Genomic DNA, 24,981 nt, shown 5'->3' on the forward strand with positions numbered 1-24,981 from the left:
AACGAATGAATGTACTGGTAGTCGGCGGCGGTGGCCGCGAACATGCACTGGCCTGGAAAGCGGCCCAATCCCCCCTAGTGAGAAAGGTTTTTGTGGCGCCCGGCAATGCCGGTACGGCACTGGAATCAGCCTTGCATAATGTTGCCATCGCTGCAGATGATGTACCGGCCTTGCTGGCTTTTGCCAAAGAACAACAGATTGCGCTGACCATTGTCGGGCCGGAAGCTCCGCTGGCCAAAGGCATTGTTGATGCTTTTCGCGCGGAAAACCTGGCGATCTTTGGCCCGACTCAGGCCGCCGCTCAACTGGAAAGTTCCAAAGCCTTTGCCAAAGACTTCCTGGCCCGCCATCAAATCCCGACAGCTGCCTACCAGACCTTCACGGAGATTGCACCGGCCAAAGCTTTTGTGCAGCAGCTGGGCACTCCTATCGTGATTAAAGCCGATGGCTTGGCCGCTGGCAAAGGCGTCATTATCGCTCAAACGGATGCCGAAGCCTTTGCCGCTATCGACGATATGCTGGCAGGTAACAAGTTCGGCGACGCCGGCAGCCGGGTGGTGATTGAAGAGTTTCTGACAGGAGAAGAAGCCTCCTTTATAGTAATGGTGGATGGCAGCCATGCACTACCGTTTGCTTCCTCACAGGATCACAAAGCCCGTGATGAAGGCGATAAAGGTCCGAATACCGGTGGCATGGGTGCATATTCACCCGCCCCAGTGGTGACCCCCGCAGTACATGATTGGGTGATGCAGCAGGTGATTGAACCAACTGTCCGTGGTATGGCAGCAGAAGGCAACGTATTCACCGGCTTTTTGTATGCCGGTCTGATGATAGCACCGGATGGCACGGCTAAGGTATTGGAGTTCAATTGCCGCTTTGGCGATCCGGAAACCCAGCCCATTATGATGCGACTGGAATCCGATCTGGTGGCGCTGTGTCAGGCTGCTGTTCAGGGCAAGCTTGGACAAAGCGAAATCCAGTTTAGCTCCGATGCTGCAGTTGGTGTAGTACTCGCCGCTGGCGGCTACCCGGACAGCTACGCCAAAGGTGCCGAAATTCATGGCCTGAACAACGCAGACTCGGCCAAAGCCAAGGTATTTCATGCCGGCACTGAGCTCAAAGATGGCAGGGTAGTCACCCATGGTGGCCGGGTACTATGTGCCACCGCTTTGGGCGAGAATGTCACTGCAGCCCAACAAGCCGCTTATCAGTTGGTGCAGCAAATAAGCTGGCAGGATATGTTTTATCGTAAAGATATTGGCTACCGGGCGGTAGCCCGCGAGCAAGGTAGTAAAACAGCCTGATGTTTAAAACCCGCTTCGGCGGGTTTTTATTCGGTACTCATACACAAGCGATCAAGTAGCGAGTTGACGATGAAAACCTTCTACAACTTTTCTTTTGCGGTATGCCTTGGCCTGACACTCATTGGTTGCAGCCAACCAGCTGCTGAACTGTGCCAATTACCGGCCAAGCCCATCACCTCGATTCAGGGAGAAGGCGAGCAAAGCCCTAAACTCGGCCAAACCGTGCTAACCCAGGGTGTGTTGACGGCTTATATTTACCCCGAGAGCCCCAGGGCCGGTTGGTTGTTGCAACAAGCCGGGCAACCGCAGCTAAAGCTTAACTCCCAGGCTATCTTCTTGCCGGATGATGGCCGCCTGACCGATTTGCAGCCTGGCCAGTTGCTGGCCGTTCAGGGCCGGGTAGCTGAAATAGAGCAGCTGACCAGTTTGATCGATGTACAGCTGCAAAGCTGTGGTCAAAGCCAGCTTGAGCCGCTCAAGGTACAACTGCCGCTGCCCGAACATCTGAGTTGGGAGTCGCTGGAAGGCATGTGGCTGTCGTTCGAGCAACCTTTGGTGGTCAACAGCACCTTTGGGCTTGGCCGCTACGGTGAGCTGACCCTGGCTGATAAACGTTTATGGACGCCGACTCAAATCCACCTACCAGGCGAAGCCGCTCAAGCCCACGAAGCGCTGCAAGAACGTCGCATGCTGGTGCTGGATGACGGTAGCCTGGTGCAAAACCCAGAGCCATTACCTTACCCCACTTCAGGGTTGAGTGCGGCGCAGAGCCTGCGCCTTGGCGATACCTTTAGTGGTGTAGAAGGCATTCTGTTTCAGGATCTGCGTGGTTACCGGTTGGTGCCGACCCGCCAGCCAGACTGGCAACCACACAATCCAAGACCAAAGGCACCCGCTCCACGTCAGGCTGGTGAACTGCGGGTTGCCAGTTTTAATGTACTGAACTTTTTTACCGGTGCCGATCAGGATCCCCCCTTCCCGACCCGTCGTGGTGCCAGCAGCCAGCTTGAATTGGATCGTCAGCAAGCCAAGCTAACCGCCGCCATTTTGGCGATGGATGCCGATATTGTCGGGCTGATTGAGCTGGAAAATAATGGTTATGATACCGGCAGTGCTATCGCCACTTTGGTGGCCGCGCTAAATGCTGCGACCAAGCGCCCATATGCTATCGTCCGTACAGCTGAGCGACCGGGTACCGATGCCATCAAGGTCGGGCTGATTTACCGGCCAGATGCAGTACAACGAACTGGCACTGCAGCCACCCAACCACAGGCTCCTTTTCATCAGCTGCATCGGGCGCCGGTGGCACAAAGCTTTTTGGATCTGTCCTCCGGGAAAGTGCTGACGATCAGCGTCAATCATTTCAAATCTAAAGGCGGCTGTCCGAGGCGTGAGCACCCACACTATGCCGAAATGCGCGATCAGGGCGATGGCCAGGCTTGCTGGAATGCGGCTCGGCTGGAAGCCGCGAGCGCCCTGCACAGCTGGCTGCAGCGACATCCAACCGGGGTAGAGACCCCATACCAGTTGCTAATGGGTGATCTTAATGCCTACCGGATGGAAGACCCGATCCGGTTGCTGGAGCATCAGGGCTGGCAGTATCTGGATGCTACCGAGGATCAACCGTCCTATTCTTTTGTATTTCGGGGAAAAAGCGGATCGCTGGATCACGCCTTGGCCAGTCCGGCGTTGGCCGGGCTCAAGCCAGAGGTGAAACACTGGCCCATTAATGCCGATGAGCCAGTTTTGCTGCAATACAGCCTGGAGTACAAAAGCCCGTCACAGCAACAAAGCCTTTTTGCGCCAACACCATACCGCTCATCGGATCATGATCCGATTATTTTGACCTTTCGGATGCAATAAACAGCAGCGCCGGGCTAGCTGCCCCAGATAGCCCGGCCTATCATGCCAAAAGCAGCCGCCATGCTGACCAGCCATACCAGGGAGCGCAAGCTGGCGAAATCGTACCAGTAACAGACTAAATACAGCACCCGGCATAGCACAAACAACCAGCCAAGACCAAGTACCCAGGCATCCAGCTGGCCGCTCACCGCAACGGCCAGCACAGCGCAGCCATAGATAAGCAAGGCTTCAAAACTGTTGTAGTGGGCGGCATTGGCCCGCTGACCAAAACCACTGAGCCCGGCTTGCTGTAAGCGCGGATTGTGGTTATCGTAACCCTCTGGCTCGCGGTGCATTGCCACCACCAAGGGTGCTTTGGCTAAATACGGCAATAGCATCGCTATAAAAAGGGTAAGTAGTAAGCTGGTCATTATTTTCTCCCGGACAAACAAAAAGGACGAAGCATGGTAGCACGAGCAACAATGGCGCAATGGCTGGAACCGTCCACCGAACACAACAAACGCTATCTGTGGGTCGATATCGCCTTGATTTTGCTGATTGGCCTGAACATTATTGCGCTGATCCTGCAGTCCATTGAGACACTTGACCAAGCCTATCACCACCATTTCTTTTATTTCGAAATCTTTTCCATCACTGTCTTTACGCTCGAATACGGCGCCCGGATCTGGAGCATTGTCGATGTCCCAGAGTATCAGCAGCAAAGTGGCACCGACTGGCAAAAACGCTGGCGTTATATCTGCTCGCCGATGGCCATTATCGACCTGCTGGCCATTCTGCCGTTTTATCTTGGTTTTATTATTGAGCTGGATTTACGTTACCTCCGGGTGTTCCGTTTGCTGCGGGTTTTTAAACTTACCCGCTACTCGCGGGCCATGCAGCTACTCATGAACGTGTTTAAAGAAGAGCGTTTTTCATTATTTGCAGCTTTTGCGGTGCTGTTTATCATTATGCTGGTAGCCGCCTGCGCCATGTATTCGCTGGAGAAAGACATTCAACCCGAACATTTCAGTTCCATTCCGCAAGCCATGTGGTGGGCTTTGGTAACGCTGACCACAGTCGGCTATGGCGATGTGACCCCAGTCACCGATTTGGGCAAACTCTTTGGCGGCCTGATTACGATTGTCGGTATTGGCATGGTGGCCTTACCGGCCGGTATTTTGGCTTCCGGCTTTTCCGAGCAGCTGTCGCGCCGTCGTCAGTTCTATCAACTGGCATTGGATCAGGCCTATAAAGATGGTAACTTGCTACCAGATGCCGCACCTATGCTGGAAAAACTTCGCTCTGAGCTTGGCGTTAGCCATACCGAAGCGCGTATCATGCAGCAGTTGATGGAAAAGCGCTACCAGGCCATGCATGCAACGGAGCAGGATTAAATGAAAGCAACTTGCCTGAAGGTCGCAGGTCTTATAAGGTATGGATCCAATACCATAAGGTGGGCTTGTCGTGTCTGATAAAAATCCAATCATTGCCATTACCGGCTCCTCCGGCGCAGGCACCAGCACCACCAGCAATGCATTTCAGCATATTTTTCGTACCCTTGGGGTAGACGCCGCCTTTATTGAAGGCGATTGCTTTCACCGTTACAGCCGGCCGGAGATGGATTTGGCAGTACGTAAGGCGATGGAGCAAGGCAAGCACATCAGCTACTTTGGTCCAGAAGCCAATGACTTTGGTGCGCTGGAAGACTTTTTTGCCAGCTACGGCAGCAATGGCAGTGGCCGCTATCGCAAGTATCTGCATACCTTTGAAGAAGCAGTGCCCTACAATCAACTACCCGGGACTTTTACGCCATGGCAGGAGCTGCGCCCCAATACCGATTTGCTTTTTTACGAAGGCCTGCATGGTGGCGCAGTCACCGATCAGCACAATGTGGCGCAGCACGTCGACCTGCTGATTGGCATGGTGCCGATTGTGAACCTGGAGTGGATCCAGAAAATCATCCGCGATACCCATGATCGCGGCCACAGCCGTGAGGCGGTGATGTCCAGCATTGTGCGCAGCATGGACGATTACATCAACTTTATCACCCCGCAATTCTCCCGCACTCACATCAATTTCCAGCGGGTACCCACGGTGGATACCTCCAACCCCTTCAGTGCCAAAGACATCCCCTCACTGGATGAAAGCTTTGTCGTGGTCCGTTTTCGCGGCATCAAGCACGTGGATTTCCCCTACTATCTGCAGATGATCCATGGCTCTTTTATGTCGCGGGTCAATACGCTGGTAGTACCGGGCGGCAAGATGGGCCTGGCGATGGAGCTCATTTTAACGCCATTGATCGAAAACCTGATGAAAAAGCGCGCTAATACCCGCGGACAGTTGGATTGGTTGGGACGCTGAAGAAAACCCAAACGCTCTTGGTATAAAAAAATAAATCATTAAAAATAAACACAAAAAATCAAAAATAAAACACTTTCATTGCTAACTTAACTCATTAGAATTACAATCCGGAAACTTAACCTTGGAAATGGAAATTCTAATGATAAAAGCGTTAAATTATTTCACTTTGCTTGCTGTGCTGCTCCTCACTGCCTGTGGTGATGGTGACAGTAATCCTCCCTCTGGTGGTCAAACAGGGGGAAGTAACGACAAACCTCCTTTTTTAATCGAAGCCGGTTATCTGGGTGCCTATGGTGCCATCGCAGTGAACTTGCCGGAGGGAATGCTGCAACTTGCTCACTACAGCCATACGCTGGTACATCAACAAGTTCCATTCGGGGGTTTTCAAATATGTAGCAATGGCGGTGGCCGAACCTTGTCATTGAGTCAACCACTGCCTATAGCCTCCGGCACAGTATTCACCGATACATTGGAAGACTGTTTTGTCGAAACGCTTTACTCAATTCTAAATGGTGAAATCAAGCTAACAATCAATCAACATAACAGTACCGCCCTTGGGCATAGCTACTCGTTGGAGTTGGATCTGAGTAAGGTTGTATTTCGCGATTACCCCGAACTCACGGTATTAGACACGGTGAGCATCACTTTATCCACCGAGCAACTACTCAGGACAATGGTGGTACGCCCCACACACAATCAAGTAAGATTTCACTTCAGCGACGGTGATGTGTTTAGCCTGAGTCAGTTTCAATTAACCAGCAAACTCGATCTGGCGACAGCTATGTACCGTGCTGACTATCAGGGGCGTATTGCTCTCAATCACTTCAGCCATGATTTGGCAATATCCACCATGGAGCCATTGCAAGGCTATTTGGGTGAATACCCTCACCAGGGGCAAATTGAACTCAGCGATAGCCGAAATAATAAATTGCTGCTGACAGCCAATCAGGTGGTCGATTCCGAATTGGTCAAGGTGCAACTGAATCAGGGGGCAACAGCTCTATACTATTGGAATGAATTTACCGACGGCACCTACTGGAGTTGGCCTGGTTTATACAGCCCAGGGGCCGCCCAACGCTTTCGCCACGATAATTTCGATTTTCTGGGTTCGGTTGGAACAACAAGTTTCAATGATTTTCCGAGCCTAGGCACATTATCATTTCTATTTTCTCGCCCGGTTGCCTCAGTGGATGGCTATGCGCTAGGCAGCTTTTTTAATCACTCGGTATGGGGGCAGCCATCCGTAGCATCTGAGGTAGCCATTGAAGGAGCTATGGTTCATATCCGCCCAAAAATAGCACTAACACCAGGTGATATCTATACCCTGGAATCTTTTGGTGCCGTTAACACTCTGGGCATGAACCGATACGTTTACAGTGACATCCAGTTGACTATCAGCACAGCAGTTCATGCCAAAGTAGCAAAAGACCGCCTTTCGGTACAACCGGGATCCGAGCTTGTATTATCCGCTGCCAACTCAATCATAGCGACAGGATTAGCAGCTAGCTATCATTGGCAAGAGTTAACCGACTTTGGTGTTACCTTCACGCAGAACAACACGAAAGAAACCAGCATTCATATACCTGTGGGCAGCACACCCGGGATTATTCGGATACGTTTAACGGTAGAGGATGAGTTGGGTCGCAGTCACAGCACTGATGCAGAGCTGCTGTTGAAGGATACCAGCACCAATGTACTTTACTACAACAGTGAGCAGGGGGATTGGATTGGAGGAGGACAAACTCGCTTCCTAACCAATATGTCAGGCCAACTAACGAGCTCTAGCTGGGATAGAAATACGTTAACTGTGGAATATTCAGGTACTGAACATAACCGCTCTGTTTGGTGGTATCTGAGTCTTGCTGCGCCTGAAGGAAAAGACTTAACACCCGGCTTATATCAAAATGCAACCAGAGCTGCTTTTAAGCCAGCACATGGCAACGGCTTGGACTTTACTGGTAACGGCCGGGGTTGCAATACCCTTATCGGTTCCTTTGAGATTTTTGACATTGAATTTACCGAGTTTACCAATGAGTGGGGTGAGCAGCAATTTGATGTCAGCACTTTGGCAGTGGACTTCACACAATACTGCGAAGGCGGAGAGTCTGCTTTACATGGCAAAGTACGCATAAACTCCAGTCACCCAATGTAGATACAGAACTGATAAAGAAAAACCGCTCAGCTGAGCGGTTTTTTTTGTGTTCATTACCAAGCTTACTTCACATCCGGCAAGTTACGGCCGTAGAAAATTTCGCGGATTTCTTTAAACACCTTGCTGCTAATTTCTTTCACCTGCTCTTTGCTCATCGAGTCGGTGCCAACACCAAACAGGTAGTTGTCCAGATCGCCTTGCTTTAGCATCATTTTGGTGTGGAACAGGTTTTCCTGATACACATTGACATCGATCATCTGAAAGGCGTTTTTGGTGTCGTCGTCCATAAAGTTCTGGATCGAGCTGATGGGATGATCGATGTAGTGTTTGGTGCCGCTGACATCACGGGTAAAGCCACGTACCCGGTAGTCGATGGTAACCACATCGGATTCAAAGCTGTGAATTAAGAAATTCAGCGCTTTTAGTGGCGAAATGATGCCACAGGTCGACACCTCGATATCAGCACGGAAGGTACAGATGCCATCGTGTGGGTGCACTTCCGGATAGGTGTGCACACAGATGTGGCTTTTATCCAGATGCGCCACCACAGTTTCTGGCAAAGGGCCTGGGTTCTCCGAGTTATCCGGATTTTCCAGCACCGGCTCCTCACTCACCAGAATGGTGACACTGGCTCCCTGAGGATCATAATCCTGCCGTGCAATGTTCAGCACATTGGCACCTATGATATCTACTACTTCGCACAGAATATCGGTCAGACGGTCGGCATTGTACTGTTCATCGATGTATTCGATGTATTCCTGCCGATGCTGCTCGGTTTTAGCGTAACAGATATCGTAGATGCTAAAGCTTAAGCTTTTGGTCAAATTATTAAAGCCATGCAGCTTTATTTTCTCAAACGGATTGATCACTTAGTGTGCTCTCCACTACCGCTGCCTGCGGCAACAGTTGTTTGACGACAGGAAGTTAATCGGCGCAGGCCAACCCTTCCGCGGCTTTTATACTAAACGAATGAGTCACTGTAAGGCTTTTCGCCAACATCAGGGATACCGAACAGTATTTATCGGCGGATAGCTCTACCGCCCTTGAAACCTGCTTGTCACTGAGGTTCACCCCAGTGACTTCAAAGTGCAGATGCATTTTGGTAAAGACCCGGGGAATGCTATCCGCCCGCTCGGCCGTTAGTTTTACTTCGCAGTGCAGCACTTGTTGCCTGGCTTTTTGTAGAATGCTCACCACATCCACCGAAGAACAGGCGCCCGCAGACATCAGCAACATCTCCATGGGGCTGGGTGCCGTGCTTTGTTCCTTATTGGCATCAAACACCACTTGATGACCGCTGCCAGACCGGCCAACGAAGGTCATCGAGTCCAGCCATTTTACGGATGCTTCCATCGCAAAAACCTCGGGATTACCACAAAGGGGGCATATTCTAGCGAAAACTTTGCCAGGCTGCCAGCGTAAGCTTAGGGGAATTGTACTAATCGAACAGATCAGCCACAGCGTTGTCGAACAGGTTTTTAATCAGCAGTGCTACTTCGTTAATAATTTCAGCTTGCTCTTCAGTCACAGGCTTTTCCAACACGCTGGACAATACCTCCTGAAAGTCGTACATAATGCCATCCACCTCGCGGATAATGACACTGCGGTGATTCATTTCCAGCTCGGTATGCTGAGTGCAGAGTTGGATGATTTGTTCCGCAATGCACTCTTCTAGAAACTCACCGACACTTTTATTATCCAATCTGGGCGTACCGGCCTGCTCAAACAACGACAGATTCTCTGCCAGGAACTGGATCAAGTGTTCGTAGCCGGGTTTATCGATCACCATGGTCGCGATACTGCCTTAAGAGTGCTGTAGTTGCCTAACAGTTAAGCAAAATTTAGCCCAGAAAACAAATCGGGGCCTAAGCCCCGATCAAATATTTTCTGCATACACAGGTTAACTTAGAACTTGAGACCTGGTGAAAGCTGCTCTGGCAGCTGTACTTTATCTAGTTCGACCGATGCAACCGGGTATGCACAGTAATCAGCCGCGTAATACGCACTGGCACGATGATTACCACTTTTTCCGATGCCACCAAAAGGTGCTGCTGAGCTGGCACCGGTAATTGGACGGTTCCAGTTGACAATGCCAGCCCGAATACGGCGGAAAAAGTGCTCGTACAGTTCAGCGCTATCACTGAGCAGGCCGGCCGATAAACCAAAGCTGGTCCGGTTCGCAGCATCAATTGCGGCATCGAAATCGGTAAAGCGGAAGACTTTCAGCAAAGGACCAAAGTGCTCATCATCCGGAAAATTCTGGATGTGGCTGCAATCGATGATACCTGGAGACACCAGACCAGTGTCCGGCTGAAGATGCTTCATCGCCAGCAACGAACGACCACCCATTTTTTGCAGTTGCGCCTGCACGTCCAACATGCCTTTAGCGGCTGCCACCGAAATCATCGATCCCATAAAGGGCTGATCGTCATCGTCGTACAACCCAACCTTGATATTGGCTGTCACATCCAGCAAACGGGCTAGAATACGATCGCCTTGCTCGGTCGCTGGCAAAAACAGTTTGCGGGCACAAGTACAACGCTGACCGGCTGAGATAAAGGCCGATTGCACAATATCATGCACCACAGCATCAATATCTGCCACATCCTGAACCAGCAAGGGGTTGTTACCGCCCATTTCCAACGCCAGAATTTTTTCTGGCCGGCCGGCGAATTGCTGATGCAGTATATGACCGGTACGGGAGCTGCCGGTAAAAAACAAGCCGTCGATATCGTCATGACTGGCTAATGCTTTGCCAGTTTCCACCTCACCTTGCAGCAAGTTTAATACACCAGCCGGTAAGCCAGCCTGCTGCCACAATTGTACGGTCAGTTCGGCAACCTTAGGGGTCAACTCACTTGGCTTGAACAAAACAGTATTACCAGCCAGCAAAGCCGGCACTATATGGCCATTCGGTAAATGACCAGGGAAGTTGTAAGGGCCAAATACCGCCACCACGCCATGCGGCTTGTGCCGTAAGAAGGCTTTGCCTTGTGGCATGGGATTTTCTTTGCTGCCAGTACGCTCTTGGTACGCACGCACGGAAATATCAATTTTGCCAATCATGGCAGCCACTTCGGTACGGGTTTCCCACAATGGCTTGCCAGTCTCTTCAGCAATGCAGCCAGCCAACACTTCTTTTTTCGCCGTTAACTGCTCACCAAAGGCTTTGACAAAGCCTAGGCGCTCTTCAAAGCTGAGCTGTCCCCAGTTGTACTGGGCAGCGCGGGCAGAGGCCACCGCCGCGTTTACCTGAGCAACTGAAGCCGCTTTACCTTGCCACACCTGTTGGTTTTTGGCCGGGTCAATGGATACAAACGAATGACCTTCGCCGGCCACCCACTCCCCTTGAATATACTGTACAGGACTTGTCATGCTACTCCCCTAATTTAGTGTCCACCCCAAAACTATTGCTTCAGAATGACAGGAATTAAATCCTGGTTAAACGAACCCAGTCGCCGGCTTGTACCAGCAACCCTTCAGCGCAGGCAGCAGGCAGCACGACCTCATCGCTGTCTTCTGGCACAGCCAGCTCCAGCCAGGTGGCACGAAAACTCTGCAGCTTGGTGTTGCATATCATGTAGGGTTGCCCTTTCCCTACCTCACCAATACGTACCTGCCTTTTTTCACTATCACGCGCCGAGCGGATATGTTCCAAATTAGCCTCAACCGTTGGGCCTGCATCGAAAATATCGACATAGCCACGATGCGAAAACCCTTCCGACTGCAACAAAGAAATCGCGGGTCGGGTTTTGCCGTGTACCTGGCCGATGACTGCTTGCGCTTCTTTGCTAAGCAAGCTGACATAAATCGGATACTTAGGCATCAGCTCGGCAATAAAGACTTTCTGACCAATGCCGGTCAGATAATCAGCCGTGGGAAAGTCTACTGAAAAAAAGTGCTCCTGTAACCATTGCCAGAAGGGAGAGTTACCGTTTTCATCTGAAACGCCACGCATTTCGGCAATGATTCGATCAGAGAAGCGCTCACTGAACTCTTTTAAGAATAAAAAGCGGAACTTGGACAGCAACTTGCCATTATTCTTTTGCCGACAGTTCTCCCGCAAAAACAAGGTACAGAGCTCACTGGCCCCAGTATAGTCATTACAAAGAGTCAGAATATCGACTGTCTTGTACACATTGAGCGAACGCGAACTATGGACCACTTTACCCAGATGATAATGATAAAAGGCATCATCCAAACCAACCGCAGCCTCCAGCGCACTAGTGCCCATCACCAGACCTGTCTCAGTATCTTCCAGTACAAACAAATAGCCTTCATCACCAGGCGTAGTAACGGTCTTTTGAAACGAACGCTCTGAGCGGCTGATTTTACGCATCAAGAGCTCATCGTTGACCGGTAAGGAGGTAAAGCCATGGCCAGACTCTACCGCAATGTCGTACAAGGCAGCGTAGTCATCGGCACGGATTGGGCGAATCACAATCATTGTCGCTTGCTCCAGTTGTATACCCGACAGTCCTCAACATGCCCCTTAGCTGCGAGCTTCTGAAACCCCGACGCTTAGTCATTCTAAGTGATTAGGGTGAGCAATTGCCGCTAACATCTGCGCAATGTGAAAGACGAGGGTCTATTTAGATAAAAGAGGCAGCCAGGCCGCCTCAGTGCTTCATTTCGACGTTTAGACGCCTTATTGCTTTTTTATCGGTTAAGCCGCATTCACCACTTGAGCAACGGCTTGCTCAAAACGATCCATACCATCCTGAATATCCTGCTCAGTAATCACCAATGAAGGCGCAAAACGCACGACATTAACGCCCGCGACCAGCGCCATTAAACCATGATCAGCAGCCGCCAGGAAAAAATCACGGGCCCGGCCCTGGTACTTCTCATTGAGCACAGCTCCAAGCAACATGCCTTTACCGCGCACTTCGCTGAACACCTGGTACTGTTCATTAATTGCAGCCAAACGCTGCCTGAACAGTTGCTCTTTGGCTAGCACGCCCTGCAGCACTTCTGGCGTATTGATGGTGTCGATCACCGCCTCAGCAACGGCACAAGCCAAAGGGTTGCCACCATAGGTGGTGCCATGAGTCCCTACTTTCAGATGCTTGGCAATCTCGGTAGTTGTCAACATGGCGCCGATGGGGAAACCACCGCCCAAAGATTTGGCTGTGGTTAAAATATCCGGCTCTACCTGGTAGTTCATATAGGCATACAAGCTACCAGTACGGCCAACGCCAGTTTGTACTTCATCCATTACCAACAAAGCCTGGTGTTGATCACACAGGGCCCGCACCCCATCCAAGAACTCTTGAGTTGCAGGAATAATACCACCTTCGCCCTGAATCGGCTCCAGCACCACGGCGCAGGTGCGCTCACTCATTAATGCTTTAACACTGTCCAAATTATTAAATTCAGCATGCAGTACAGCACCTGGCTTAGGACCAAAACCATCGGAATAACTGGCCTGGCCGCCTACCGTGACCGTAAAGAAAGTACGGCCATGGAAACTTTTGCTAAACGAAATAATTTCATGCTTGTGCTCACCGTGCACTTCAAGCGCCCAGCGCCGCGCCAGTTTAAAAGCTGCTTCGTTGGCCTCAGCACCCGAGTTGGCAAAAAATACTTTTTCAGCAAAGGTCTGCTGTACCAGCTTGCTGGCCAGGCGCAACGCTGGCTCATTAGTCAGCACGTTACTTAAATGCCAAAGCTTACCTGCCTGCTCGGTTAAAGCGCTCACCATAGCCGGGTGGCAATGACCTAAACTACTGACTGCAATACCACCAGCAAAATCCACATACTCACGGCCGTCCTGGTCCCACACCCGTGAACCCTGCCCCTTAACTGGGATCATTTTTGCAGGGGCGTAATTGGGTACCATCACGTCATCAAACAAACTGCGGGTGACCTGAATTTGTTCTGCCATTTCTTGCTTACCTCTTTTGCTAGTGGCTTGGATGCAGCACTGTGTGTAGCAGCATCGCATCTTTGATGAGCTTATTATTGCAGAATATTTCGGCGCTGTCTGCACCTCAAAACCTGCCAAAGCCAATAAAATCAAGGGCTGCAGATAGATTTGCACAGGGAGTGAATAACTAAGCAGAGACTATTCAGCACAAATTCAGCCAGCAGTTCAAGCAAGCAAGAAGCCATCGTCGCTGGCCAGAAATCAGCAGCTAACTGCAGCTACTTAAGCACTTTGCATGTTTATTGGAAAAAAATTTATACATCCACATCCAATTTAAGCAGATTGGTCTGAAGCAATAGCTGCAAGGCATCTTTTGTCATGCCTACAGCTTTAAGCATACTTTGCATTTCAGCCGGCTCCAATCGTTGGCGTTTTTTTAATTGCTGCCATTGCACAAAGGTCTGCGCCTGCTGAACCACCCGAGCCATTGGCGAAGCTCCGCTGTAACCAACTCCCTCGGCCAGTTGATCCAACGTCTGACACAAGGGTAAGCGTTGCAACCCCCAACGAGACGTTAAATCCGCACTAAGTACAGCTGCATGCTCTGTTAACTGCTCGCTCAGAAAGTCAGCTTCTGGCTCTAATACGTCCAGTGCATCAGTCAGCTTAATATCACGCGCCTCGCGTGCTTTGAGCAGCTCATCCCGCTTGACCTGTTGGTAGGTTCTTAAATAGCTGCGCACCACTGCAACATGACCCAGGGTATGGAATAAGCCACTGCAAAACGCAGTGTAACGATGTTCGCGATACAGCTCAGCCAGAATTTTCGCAGCATTGGCTGTTGCCAGACTGTACTCCCACAACACAGTTTTTAAACCATGGAAAGGTTCTGTGGAGTGCGGCATGCATCGCTTCATCGCATAGAGTGGAATAATAAACTGCAAGGTCTCCAGGCCAAGAAAACGCAGACCGGTTTTTACGTCTTTAATTAAGCCGCCTGAAGCCGTGCGACCACGGTATTTGGGTTGGTTGATAAGCTTTAATAAGTCTTCAACCAACCAAGGGACTTTTTTAATCGCAGGATCCAGCTGATTAAGAGTGACCGCTTTCGCACTCAGTAAATCCAGTAAAGCAAAAAAGTCTGGCGTTAACTCAAACAAGCTGGCTTTGACATCATCCAACGACGTCAATCGCTCCGCCAACAAGTCAGCAACCTGATCATGCAAATGTGCCTGAGCAAACTCGCCAAACTGTTCTTTTGCTTTGGCATCAGCCATCCGTGCTTTACGGGCAGCGGCTTCGACCGCCAGCAAGGTTCTTTGCTGCGAAAGCTCTTGCTGGCTTGTTTTGCCTTGTCGTCGCGCTGGATCTACCCCAATCAGGACATCAAAAAAGCGTAATGAGAAATCGGTTCCTACCGCAGGGGCATTCATTGCTGAATCTTAGCCTCGCAATTTATTTAGAAAAATTTGTTTTTCATACTGCTCAGCCAGCCAGGTGCTGTCAAGCAACTCCTGCTACCGGACGTTTATTTTGCTGCAAAAATTGCTGCAATAGCACCAAGCCGGCATCGGATAGAATGGCTTCCGGGTGAAACTGCACACCAAGCAGCGGCATGGTGTTGTGTTTAAGTGCCATCAACTCATCCGGTTTAGCATGGGCCGTTTCGGTCCATGCCAGAGCAGTCAGCTCGACCGGCAGGCTATCTGCAGCCACCACCAGCGAGTGATAGCGGGTGATACTCAGCGGATTCGGCAATCCTTGAAAGATCGACTGATTGCTATGCCGGATCCAGGAGTTCTTGCCGTGCATAACCTGACGAGCCCGCACCACCCTGGCACCGAAAGCCTGAGCAATCACCTGATGCCCAAGGCACACCCCGAGGATTGGAGTTTTGCCGGCAAAGTGCCGGACAACCGCCAATGAAACCCCGGCCTGATCCGGTGTACCTGGCCCAGGCGAAATCACCAGATAATCCGGCGCTAACTGCTCTATACCTGCCACATCAATGGCATCGTTGCGCCACACCAGCACCTGCTGGCCTAACTGCTGAAAATACTGCACCAGATTCCAGGTAAAGGAATCGTAGTTGTCGATCATAAGTAACATGACTGGATCCGTACTGAGTCGCGAATTATCAACTAACAGCTAATAACAGAGATGATTGCCGCCTATTCTATGCAAGCACGCGATTACGACCAAGTGATTTCGCTTGATAGAGCCTTTCATCTGCAGCTGCCAGCATGGCTTCGGCATCAGAAAAGTCAGCATCTGAGCACGCGACACCGGCCGAAAAAGTACAATAAAAGTCCTGCCCTGCTGCATGAAAAACAATGCTTCGGAAACTTTCCAGGATCGTTTCCAGCATAGGCATTGCATCCTGCCGGCCGCAATTTGGCAGAACCAGCAGGAACTCTTCACCGCCATAACGCCCGGCTTTATCGGTGCGTCGAATGCGCTGTTGCAGCATCGTTGCCAGGGTGGTAATGACCACATCGCCAATGGCATGTCCATACTTATCATTGACGGATTTAAAATGATCAATATCCAACATCACCACACTTACGTTTTTGCCACTTCGCTTAGCGCGTTCAAACTCAAGCTGGGCAACCTCCTTAATGGCACTGTGTTTAATAAGCCCCGTTAGGCTATCCTTTTCAATCAGGTTGCGAAGTTCACGGCTTCGTGCCAGCCGCACCTGCACGACCTTGACCAATTGGGCATCGTCAATCGGTTTGGTCATAAAATCATCGGCTCCAAAAGCCATGGCTTTTAGTTGTTGGGCCTGGTCCCTCTCCGCAGACAGATAAACAATCGGCAAACTCTTTAAAGCATCATGTTGTCGAATCACTCCGGCAAGCTCGGGCCCGGAATACAGAGGCATATGTAAATCCATCAGAATCAGTTCTGGCTGAAAATGCAAAATATCCTGAATCAGCTGGCGAGGCTCGGCCAAAACCATGCATTCAATACCGGCAGCTTGCAGTGTTAACGCGTAGTGCTCGGCTAACAAAGCATCATCATCCATCACACACACCCGTCCCTTTTGCTCGGACTTCAGCTGCATCAACTCGGTAATACGCCCCAACATCGCCGGTATATCCAGTGGCGAGACATAAAACGCCTGAGCCTGATGCCTTGCAGCCAGAATTCGCAAATCAAAATCATCCGATGGCGAGTACAGCATCCAGGGAATTTGCTTCTCTTGCATCGCCTTCAGCAAATCGGTTTGTTTGAATACAGAGCCTGCGGTGGCATCCAGCTCTACCGCCGAATAGATTAATGCCGGTGAGATTGCATCAAGAGCCTGACAACAAGCGCTAAAATCAGTAAACACCTCAATAGAATAACCAAATGCTGATAACTGCCGGCTCAGATCATCTGTTAGCAGCGCGTCATTGAGCAGCAACCAGATCAAATTATTTTCTTGCTCCGCGGCTTGTTTCACAACGGGCGTGTTTAAAGCAGTATCGATGACAGAGGCTACATTGCGCTGAAAGTGCTCGGTCAGTTCAATTAACAACTGCAATGTTCTATCACTATGTGGCTCAGAATTCTGTAGTGCTATAGCGGTTTGCTCTATGCCGCTGGCCAAATCCCCCAGAGATTTTTGACCAAAAGTCCCACAGGAGCCCGACAGTTGATGACTATCCGCTATCACTTCAGCAAGGAAAGACTGCTCTCCTTGGGCAATAGCCTTTGCAAGCTGGCACAGACGGTCAGCTTTCGTCGTTAGCGTGCCAATGAAGCGTTGCTGCAAAGCAGCAAAACGTTGCTTGTAATCCACTTGTTTTTGTTTGGATGTCACCAAACCTCCTAACGCTGAGCGGTTATTCAAGCCTGGCGCGGAAAGCGCACATAAAAGCGTGCACCACTGCCTGCTTTTGATTCAAAGCCAATGCTACCTTGCATGCCTTCAACCAACTCTTTACACAAGGCCAAGCCCAGCCCTGTACCACCTTTTTCTTTTGCGCTGCTGGCATCCGCCTGGGAGAAGCGCTGAAAGAGCTTATCTTTAAAACCTTCCGGGATACCAGGCCCTTGATCCTGAACAGCAATCTCAACAAAGTCATCCGCCACTCTGGCTTGTAATTGCACTTGCCCCTGCTCTGGCGAAAACTTGATGGCATTGGACAATAAATTCGCCAGAATTTGCTGCAAACGATGTTCATCAACGTAGATGGTCATTGCCTTTGCCGCTTCTGAGATGTGCATTGAGAGCGTTAAGCTGGATCTTGCGATATAGGTGGCATGATCAGCCAAAGCCTGCTCAAGCAGCGGCAATAACGGCTGATGCCGGAGCTCAAAATTCATTTTGCCGGCAATCAACTTTTCAATATCCAGCAAGTCATTGATCAACTGTTGCAAGCGGGCATTATTGCTGGTAGCGACATCAAGCAGCTTTTGGCCTTTCCCGGTCAGTAGCGAGCTTTGAGTCGCCTGCAGTAATTTCAAAGCGCCGTTTATTGAGGTAAGTGGCGTTCTGAGTTCATGACTCACGGTCGAAATAAACTCATCTTTCATCTGCTGCAAACGCATCCGCTCGGTCACATCCTGCACCGAGCCAATCATCATCAGTTCGGGGTTATCAGACTCAGGCAGCATTTGCGCCAGCTCATGTACCCAGCGGATCTCACCACAGGGTCGGATAATACGGTGCACTACATCATGCAAGCCAGTTTGCTTTGCTTTTGTTTCGCTGGCCTCAACCAAATGCAAATCATCCGGATGTACGGTACTTTTAAATAAAGCGACACTGGGCTCAGTCACTTCTGCATTAAAACCAAACACATCATAAATCATCGGCGACCACCACAGCTCCCCCGTTTTTAATGAGGCCTGCCAGTAACCGATTAGCGCTTGCTGACTGGATAGCTCCAGACGCTGCTGCGCCAGATGCAACTGCTCGTTGGCCTGCTCCAGTGCCAGGTAGTGCTGTTTGGTTTCGGTCATATCGTAAATATAGCCATGCCAAAGCACACTGCCATCGGGCATGGCTTCAGGCATGGCTCGGCCAGACAGCCACAGGACATCGCCTTGCCGGTTAACTACCCGATATTCATGCTGCCAGAGCGATAGCTCGACACTGGAGCGCTCAATACTATCGGCTACAGCCGGTAAGTCTTCAGCCAGGATGCACTGAAACACTTGGCTGGCATCTACTTTGGCATCTTCCGGGTTCACCCCATAAATTTTTTTCAGATTGGCGCTGGCATAAGGGAAACTGGAACGGCCATCCGGCCATTGTTGGAACTGATAGACCACACCTGGGAGCTGCTCGGCCAACTTGAGTAACTGACGCTTGAGTGTTTTTTCATTGGTCACATCCAGAATAAAACCATCCAGATAGCGAAGACTGCCATCCTGGTTGTACTCCCCCGTACCGCGCTCTTCCACATAGCGCACTGAGCCGTCTTTATGCAGCACCCGGTACTGCAGTAACCAACTTTTTTTTTCAGCAACGGCTTTGGCGATTTCGTCTTCCAGTCGCGGACCGTCCTCCGGATGGATCACACTGGCATAGCTGCGAACCTTGTTCTGGATAAAATCACTGGCCGGATACCCGGATAAGGGATCAATGCTGCCACTCATGTACACCATGGTCCAGTGCTCATCAGCCAGACAGCGGTAAGTAATGCCGGGAATGTTCGCCACCAGCGTTTGGAACTGATCACGGCTTTGTTGCAACGCTTGCCGTACCTCCATTTCCAAAGTTAAATCCATATGACTACCCACCATGCGAATGGGTTGGTTATCTGCCGACCACTCGATAACTTTACCAACGCACCGGACCCAAACAACAGTACCGTTTTTGTGGTGATAGCGGACCACATTATCAAAAGGCACTTCTCCCCGGCTGGCAATATGCTGCTCAAAAGAAACCAGCACTTTGCTCAAGTCGTCCGGGAAAATAATTTTTTGCCAGGCCTTGGGCGAGTTCTCCATCTCATCATCGTGGTAGCCAAACATCTGCTTAAATGAAGGGCTCAAATACTCGGTATTCTCCTGAATATACCAATCCCAATAACCAGCCATGGTTTGTTCCAGGATTTGCTCAAACAACCACTTTTGCTCTTGCAGTTGCTGTTCAGCCTGTTTTTGCGCGGTGATATCGGCATGAGTGCCATACATCATCAAAGGCTTACCGTCTTCTGTCCAGCTGACCACACGGCCGCGGTCATGCACCCAGACCCAATGACCGGCTTTGTGTTTCATCCGGCATTTCACATCGTAAAAAGCAAGCTCGCCCTGAAAGTGACGCTCCAGCAAGGTACCAGATTCTTTTAGATCATCCGGGTGCGCTAAACTGGCCCAGGTTTCAATACTGATTGGCGCAAGCTCTTCCAGGGTGTAACCCACGATCTCAGCCCAGCGCTCATTGAAAATGGTGGCCCCGGTTTGTACATTCCACTCCCAGGTACCAATGCGGGTGCCTTCCAGTACAGAACGATAACGTAATTCGCGCTCTGCCAGTTGCTGGTGGGCCTGTTCTTGTAAACGGTCTGCAATTTCTTGCTGAATAGCATCGGCAAATTGCCGCAAAATTTGCTGCTCCCGTTTATTCAATGCCCGTGGCTGACTATCAATCACGCACAGGGTACCTATGGCACTGCCTTGCACTTTAAGCGGCGCTCCGGCATAAAAACGAATATTGGGTGCGTCGGTTACCAATGGATTATTGGCAAAGCGCGGGTCGAGGCTCGCGTCAGGTATCTGGAAAATACCATCGTCCAAAATTGCATGACCACAGAAGGAGATATCACGGCCCGTTTCACAGGCTTCAAGTCCCTGGCGGGATTTGAACCATTGCCGGTTTTCATCAACCAGAGATATCAGCACAATCTCGGTTTGCAGACATTGCTGTACCAGAGCGGTTAACCGGTCAAAACGTGGTTCACTGGCCGTATCCAGCAGGCCAGTCTGCTGCAATACCATCAAGCGTTCCGCTTCATTGGCCGGGAAATCAGGTACCTGCATCATGAGCTCCTATGGCTGCACCGCTTGCTGGTAGAGTTCACGCAAGGTATCGCCCAGCTCCATCGGCTCAAAAGGTTTTTCCACCACAGCTATAGCCCCTGCATCCAAATACTGCTGTTTTTCTGCCTGCTGGATTTTGGCGGTCATAAAGACCACCGGTGTAGCGGCTAAGGATGGTAACTTTCTAAGCTCTGCCAGCGTTTGCAAGCCATCCATTTTTGGCATCATCACATCAAGCAGAATCAGCTCTGGTGCAAAAGCCTCTGCCTGCCGAAGTGCAGAGTGACCACCATCACAGCTGAGTAGCTCGAAGCCTGCAACATCCGCCAGGGCCATTTCAGCGACCATGCGAATAGACTCATCATCCTCTACATGCATTACCCGGGTTAGTTCCATTCGAGCTTCCTTTTATTTGCTAGCATTTAATTCAATATAGCGTTGATTTGCTGCACAAGTCTCTACTAGCGGTAACTCAAACCAAAAGCAAGCGCCATGACCTGGTTGGCTATCCACACCGATGCGCCCGCCCGATTGCTGAATGATTTCCCGGCATATGGCAAGGCCCAGACCCGTACCACTGTATTGCTTGGTGGTACCATCGCTCAGTTGCGAGAAGCGCTGAAACAGGGCTCTGATCTCCCGAGCGGTTAACCCTGGGCCCTCATCAATAATATTAATACGAACAAAAGACTGTTTTGGCTGAGTGGTCACTCGAACCACACTGCCGCCCGGTGAGAACTTCACCGCATTGGATAACAAATTGGTCAGGACTTGCTGGACCCTGGCCGGATCGGCCAGTACTTGTATTGCCCCGACATCCTCCAACAGAAGTTGGCTTTGATTGCTGTGTGCATAAGGCATGTTTTGCTCAATAGCCTCTTGCAATAACTCCGCCAATCCAATGCATTGCGGTTGAAAGGTTACCTTGCCCGCCACCAACTTTTCCATATCCAGCAAATCATTCACCAGACTGGTGAGTCGTTTGCAATTTCGCTGAGCAATATCGAGCATTTTCTTACTTTTATTCGTGAGTTCACCCGCCGCACCGGCCAGCACCAGGGATATGGAACCTGAAATGGAGGTGAGCGGTGTTCGCAATTCATGACTGACGGTAGAAATAAATTCATCCTTCAGTTTGTCCAATTGGTTGCGCTCGGTTAAATCCTGAACGATGGTCCAAATCATCTGCTCGCCAGCCGGGTTTTCAAACAAGACCCCATTGAGCTCGATTGGAATTAAATGGCCTTCTTTGTGCCGGTACTCTTTGCGGTATGGCCCATACAGCCCTTTACTCTTTAATGACTCAAGCTGCTGTTGTTCATCATTGGCATAGCTTTCCGGTGTTAGATCCCAATAGCTTAAAGCTGCCAGCTCCTGCTGGGTATAACCAACCAATCGTTCCATGGCTAAGTTCGATTCAATAAAAGCACCATCCGCCATACGGTTGAGTAAAATAGGCAAAGGAGACAAGGTAAACAAGGCACTTAAGCGCTGTTCGGACCATTGCAGCTGCAACTGCTGATTTTTGATAGAGTGAGCCGTAGCTTTTTGTAATCTGAGCGCCAGAAACACAATAAGGGCTAAACTAAATAAGCACGCAATAAACCACAGCAACCAAAGCCGTCTGTTCTGTGCTTGCTGGGCAAGCATCAAATCGGTAATATCCCGCCAGGCCAATAATACCAGACTGGCTGATTGTTCCGATGGTTGCTGATAGCCATACCAGGGTGTCACACTGACCAAGTAATGCCGTTCACCGCTGGCCACCCGATGCATTTGTGGTTGAGTCACCGACTTCCCTAAACCGTTTTGCTGCAGCCAATTGCTTAAAAAGCCGGATGGTGTACCATCAATCAGCCAATACTGAGTGCCCGCCTGAAAATTTTGCATATCGCTATGCATGACCTGAAGCGCATCACGCCCAACCAACAATGAGATGCCTGAGCTGGTAATCCCTTGCTTTTCCATCAGCAGCTGTTGCTGTCTGATTAAAGAGCTAACGCCAAAACCCACTTCAATAACAGCCAGCGTGGACTGTTGCTCCCCCTTCACCGGAACCGCCGCACGCAGCCCGATGCCATGACGGCCCACCTCCAGACCAGACACAACAGCCCCTTCTTGCAACACAGACATCACCAAAGGTCGGACATCATGCAGGCGGTCACTGTGCCGATCAGGTCGATGAGCACGCAATAAGGTAAACGCATCAGGCCCTAAATGCAGGTGAAGCTGCCGTACAGCAAAAGGTTGCAATGCTTGCCATTGACTTAGCAACTCAGGCAATAACTGCTGCCGTATTGCGGCAATCTCTTCTGTCTCCCCCCTGCCAGGCGATAAGACTCAGCAGCATTCAACACGCCCTGCCGGATGGTGCTATTAGCATGCACCAGCTGCGCAGCCAACACCGCATCCTGTTGCAATTGCAGAGGGATTTTTTGCAAATACTGACTGTTGGTTTGATGGTGCTGTAAAAGCTCAATGGAAAAAGTGCGGTTGCGTTGTTGCTGTGCTAGCAAAGCTGCCAATAAGGTCACTAGAATGAGCGTAGCCCCAATACTCGACAGCCAAAACATAGTTTGCCCGCTGGACCTCATGCGATAGAGCACCTGGATGATTTAGTTTTTATTGACCTATCGATTCTAGCTGAATTGGTTCGGTTGCGCCAACCTGCTGCCAAACCAGACGGCCAGTAGCCAAGCAAGCAGCGAAATAAGCACATAAAGCACGGCCAAGTGTCCATGGCCGGCCAGCAGCAGCTGCAATCCCTCCAGGCTAAACACCGAGAAGGTAGTAAAACCGCCGCAAAAGCCAGCCAATACAAATTGCTTCAGTGGCTCGCTGGCCTGCCAGCGTCCATTCGTCCCCACCATGGTGGCGTAAAAGCCAATCAAGGCAGAGCCAAGCAAGTTCACCAGCAAAGTGGCCCAGGGCCAAAGTGCATCGGGCTGATGCAAGAACACAGAGAGTAGCAAGCGTAGGCTGGCTCCGAGACCAGAGCCAAGCCCAACCAACAGGTAAATCACAGGCGGATTTCTCACGCTTGCCCCCAGTAAAACCCCAGGGTAACAGCAGCAAGCCCAAGCAACACGGTAAGCAACACATTCAAAAGCGCTCGCTGCCACTGACCGGCTTGCCACAGGCTTAAGGTTTGCAGGCTAAAACTTGAGACGGTGGTATAAGCGCCCAAAAAGCCGATGCCAAGCACCAGCCATAGCAGCTGAGCCTGCTCCGCCTCAGCGACTCTGGCAGCGAGCAGGCCCAACGTCATAGCGCCACTGCAGTTAACCAGCAAGGTCCCCCAGGGCAATGCCATGCCCAGTTTTCGGCTGAGAAAGTTCATTAGCCAGAAACGCACAATGCCGCCCAAAGCGGCAGCACTAAAAAACAACAGCCAGAACCCTGCTGAAAACGGCAGTATCTGGCTCATCAGATAGCAGCCTTAAGGTAAAACAAAACCAACGGCATCGTACACCTTTCGCAGCGTTTCTGCCGCCCGGCTGCGGGCTTGCTCAGCGCCCTGATGCAATACTTTGTGCATTAAGTTTTGATCAGCCCGGATTTCTTTGAAGCGCTGCTGCAAAGGCTCCAGTAAACTGACGACTGCATCAGCCACATCCGTTTTTAAATGACCGTACATCTTGCCTTGGTATTCGGCTTCGAGTTCTGGCACGGTTTTGCCGGTAACACCGCTCAAAATACTCAGCAGGTTGGCTACACCTGGCTTTGCCTCCAGATCAAAAGTGACCCGTGGTGGATCATCGGAGTCGGTCACTGCACGTTTGATTTTCTTGGCAATGACTTTGGGTTCTTCCAACAGACCAATAAAGTTCTGCGGGTTGTCGTCGGACTTCGACATTTTCTTGGTAGGGTCCTGCAAGCTCATTACCCGGGCAGCCACTTTCGGAATAAACGGCTCAGGAACGGTAAATACATCACCATGCAGCGCATTAAAGCGCATCGCCACATCACGGGCTAGCTCTAGATGTTGCTTTTGATCTTGCCCGACCGGGATTTGATTGGCCTGATACAATAAAATATCAGCAGCCATTAACACCGGGTAGGTAAAAAGCCCGGCATTGATGTTGTTGTTGTGGCGCTCGGATTTATCTTTGAACTGCGTCATCCGTCCCAGTTCACCAAACTGAGTGTAACAGTTCAGCACCCAGGCTAATTGACTGTGCTCCGGTACATGGGATTGCATAAAAATACCGGCGCGTTCAGGATCAATGCCACAGGCCAAATACAGCGCCAGGCTATCGAGCGAGGCATTGCGCAACGCTGAAGGATCTTGCCGAACGGTGATGGCATGCAAATCAACGATGCAATACAGGCAATCAAAATCATCCTGCATCCGATCCCACTGACGAAGGGCGCCAAGGTAGTTTCCAATGGTCAGTTGTCCTGAAGGTTGTGCCCCACTGAGCACGATCGGCTTGCTTGTCATAGATCCTTTCCGTCTTAAAATTGTAAAAATA

General features: G+C 50.6%; 22 protein-coding genes. 5 read left to right on the top strand and 17 right to left on the bottom strand.

The genetic code is table 11. The features are described 5' to 3' along the window. Window positions 1-5: 5 nt before the first annotated feature. Window positions 6-1,304 carry a phosphoribosylamine--glycine ligase gene (purD, locus tag BLW37_RS00580; protein ID WP_091337926.1) on the top strand — a complete coding sequence of 433 codons (1,299 nt, stop codon included), beginning with the start codon at window positions 6-8 and terminating at the stop codon, window positions 1,302-1,304. A gap of 69 nt (window positions 1,305-1,373) precedes the next feature. After that, window positions 1,374-3,167, top strand: a complete 1,794-nt coding sequence (locus BLW37_RS00585; RefSeq protein WP_091337928.1) for an ExeM/NucH family extracellular endonuclease — start codon at window positions 1,374-1,376, stop codon at window positions 3,165-3,167. Window positions 3,168-3,181: 14 nt separating this feature from the next. Here BLW37_RS00585 and BLW37_RS00590 read toward each other — a convergent pair whose 3' ends face one another. Then, on the bottom strand, window positions 3,182-3,577 hold the full coding sequence (locus tag BLW37_RS00590) for an MAPEG family protein (protein WP_091337931.1): 396 nt from the start codon (window positions 3,575-3,577) through the stop codon (window positions 3,182-3,184). A gap of 33 nt (window positions 3,578-3,610) precedes the next feature. Between BLW37_RS00590 and BLW37_RS00595 the strand changes: the two genes are divergently transcribed. The 3 genes from BLW37_RS00595 (at window position 3,611) to BLW37_RS00605 (ending at window position 7,659) form a co-directional block, all read left to right on the top strand. Next, window positions 3,611-4,540 carry an ion transporter gene (locus BLW37_RS00595; RefSeq protein WP_091337934.1) on the top strand — a complete coding sequence of 310 codons (930 nt, stop codon included), beginning with the start codon at window positions 3,611-3,613 and terminating at the stop codon, window positions 4,538-4,540. Between the two features lie 70 nt (window positions 4,541-4,610). Continuing rightward, a complete protein-coding gene (locus tag BLW37_RS00600) occupies window positions 4,611-5,507 on the top strand; it encodes a phosphoribulokinase (protein WP_091337937.1) in 897 nt (298 codons plus the stop codon). Between the two features lie 139 nt (window positions 5,508-5,646). After that, window positions 5,647-7,659 carry a hypothetical protein gene (locus BLW37_RS00605; RefSeq protein WP_091337939.1) on the top strand — a complete coding sequence of 671 codons (2,013 nt, stop codon included), beginning with the start codon at window positions 5,647-5,649 and terminating at the stop codon, window positions 7,657-7,659. Between the two features lie 62 nt (window positions 7,660-7,721). On the opposite strand, the gene speD is transcribed toward BLW37_RS00605, so the two are convergent. From speD to trpS, 16 genes are all read right to left on the bottom strand, one after another. After that, entirely contained in the window at window positions 7,722-8,528 is an 807-nt protein-coding gene (gene speD, locus BLW37_RS00610) for an adenosylmethionine decarboxylase (protein WP_091337942.1), read from the bottom strand. Window positions 8,529-8,583: 55 nt separating this feature from the next. Beyond that, the gene (locus tag BLW37_RS00615; RefSeq protein WP_091337944.1) at window positions 8,584-9,012 is read right to left on the bottom strand and encodes an OsmC family protein; all 429 of its coding nucleotides are present in this window, start codon (window positions 9,010-9,012) and stop codon (window positions 8,584-8,586) included. Window positions 9,013-9,097: 85 nt separating this feature from the next. After that, the gene (locus BLW37_RS00620; RefSeq protein WP_091337946.1) at window positions 9,098-9,448 is read right to left on the bottom strand and encodes a DUF3802 family protein; all 351 of its coding nucleotides are present in this window, start codon (window positions 9,446-9,448) and stop codon (window positions 9,098-9,100) included. A 116-nt stretch (window positions 9,449-9,564) separates the two neighbouring features. Next, on the bottom strand, window positions 9,565-11,034 hold the full coding sequence (gene astD / locus BLW37_RS00625; protein ID WP_091337948.1) for a succinylglutamate-semialdehyde dehydrogenase: 1,470 nt from the start codon (window positions 11,032-11,034) through the stop codon (window positions 9,565-9,567). A gap of 55 nt (window positions 11,035-11,089) precedes the next feature. Continuing rightward, window positions 11,090-12,106, bottom strand: coding sequence for an arginine N-succinyltransferase (astA, locus tag BLW37_RS00630; RefSeq protein ID WP_091337950.1), 1,017 nt, complete (start codon window positions 12,104-12,106; stop codon window positions 11,090-11,092). A 219-nt stretch (window positions 12,107-12,325) separates the two neighbouring features. Next, a complete protein-coding gene (locus BLW37_RS00635) occupies window positions 12,326-13,546 on the bottom strand; it encodes an aspartate aminotransferase family protein (protein ID WP_091337952.1) in 1,221 nt (406 codons plus the stop codon). Between the two features lie 296 nt (window positions 13,547-13,842). Beyond that, the gene (locus tag BLW37_RS00640; protein WP_091337954.1) at window positions 13,843-14,961 is read right to left on the bottom strand and encodes an HDOD domain-containing protein; all 1,119 of its coding nucleotides are present in this window, start codon (window positions 14,959-14,961) and stop codon (window positions 13,843-13,845) included. A 70-nt stretch (window positions 14,962-15,031) separates the two neighbouring features. Then, window positions 15,032-15,637: an anthranilate synthase component II gene (locus BLW37_RS00645; RefSeq protein WP_091337957.1), complete on the bottom strand. Its 606-nt coding sequence runs from the start codon at window positions 15,635-15,637 to the stop codon at window positions 15,032-15,034. A gap of 67 nt (window positions 15,638-15,704) precedes the next feature. Then, window positions 15,705-17,336, bottom strand: a complete 1,632-nt coding sequence (locus BLW37_RS00650) for a diguanylate cyclase (protein WP_245785565.1) — start codon at window positions 17,334-17,336, stop codon at window positions 15,705-15,707. A 26-nt stretch (window positions 17,337-17,362) separates the two neighbouring features. Further along, window positions 17,363-20,506 (bottom strand): PAS domain-containing protein, encoded by a 3,144-nt coding sequence (locus BLW37_RS00655; protein WP_171907504.1) that lies wholly within the window; start codon window positions 20,504-20,506, stop codon window positions 17,363-17,365. 9 nt (window positions 20,507-20,515) lie between these two features. Then, the gene (locus BLW37_RS00660) at window positions 20,516-20,902 is read right to left on the bottom strand and encodes a response regulator (RefSeq protein WP_091337962.1); all 387 of its coding nucleotides are present in this window, start codon (window positions 20,900-20,902) and stop codon (window positions 20,516-20,518) included. A gap of 12 nt (window positions 20,903-20,914) precedes the next feature. Further along, window positions 20,915-22,789, bottom strand: coding sequence for an ATP-binding protein (locus BLW37_RS00665; RefSeq protein WP_091337964.1), 1,875 nt, complete (start codon window positions 22,787-22,789; stop codon window positions 20,915-20,917). Further along, window positions 22,774-23,079, bottom strand: coding sequence for a hypothetical protein (locus BLW37_RS00670; RefSeq protein WP_091337967.1), 306 nt, complete (start codon window positions 23,077-23,079; stop codon window positions 22,774-22,776). The genes BLW37_RS00665 and BLW37_RS00670 overlap by 16 nt, the downstream gene beginning before the upstream one ends. 66 nt (window positions 23,080-23,145) lie before the next feature. Further along, on the bottom strand, window positions 23,146-23,544 hold the full coding sequence (locus tag BLW37_RS00675; protein WP_091337969.1) for a fluoride efflux transporter FluC: 399 nt from the start codon (window positions 23,542-23,544) through the stop codon (window positions 23,146-23,148). Then, window positions 23,541-23,933, bottom strand: a complete 393-nt coding sequence (gene crcB, locus BLW37_RS00680) for a fluoride efflux transporter CrcB (RefSeq protein ID WP_091337972.1) — start codon at window positions 23,931-23,933, stop codon at window positions 23,541-23,543. The genes BLW37_RS00675 and crcB overlap by 4 nt, the downstream gene beginning before the upstream one ends. A 12-nt stretch (window positions 23,934-23,945) precedes the next feature. Further along, window positions 23,946-24,950, bottom strand: coding sequence for a tryptophan--tRNA ligase (trpS, locus tag BLW37_RS00685; RefSeq protein WP_091337974.1), 1,005 nt, complete (start codon window positions 24,948-24,950; stop codon window positions 23,946-23,948). Window positions 24,951-24,981: the final 31 nt, after the last annotated feature.

The sequence above is a fragment of the Alkalimonas amylolytica genome, from assembly GCF_900107845.1.
GTDB classification, from domain to species: domain Bacteria; phylum Pseudomonadota; class Gammaproteobacteria; order Enterobacterales; family Alteromonadaceae; genus Alkalimonas; species Alkalimonas amylolytica.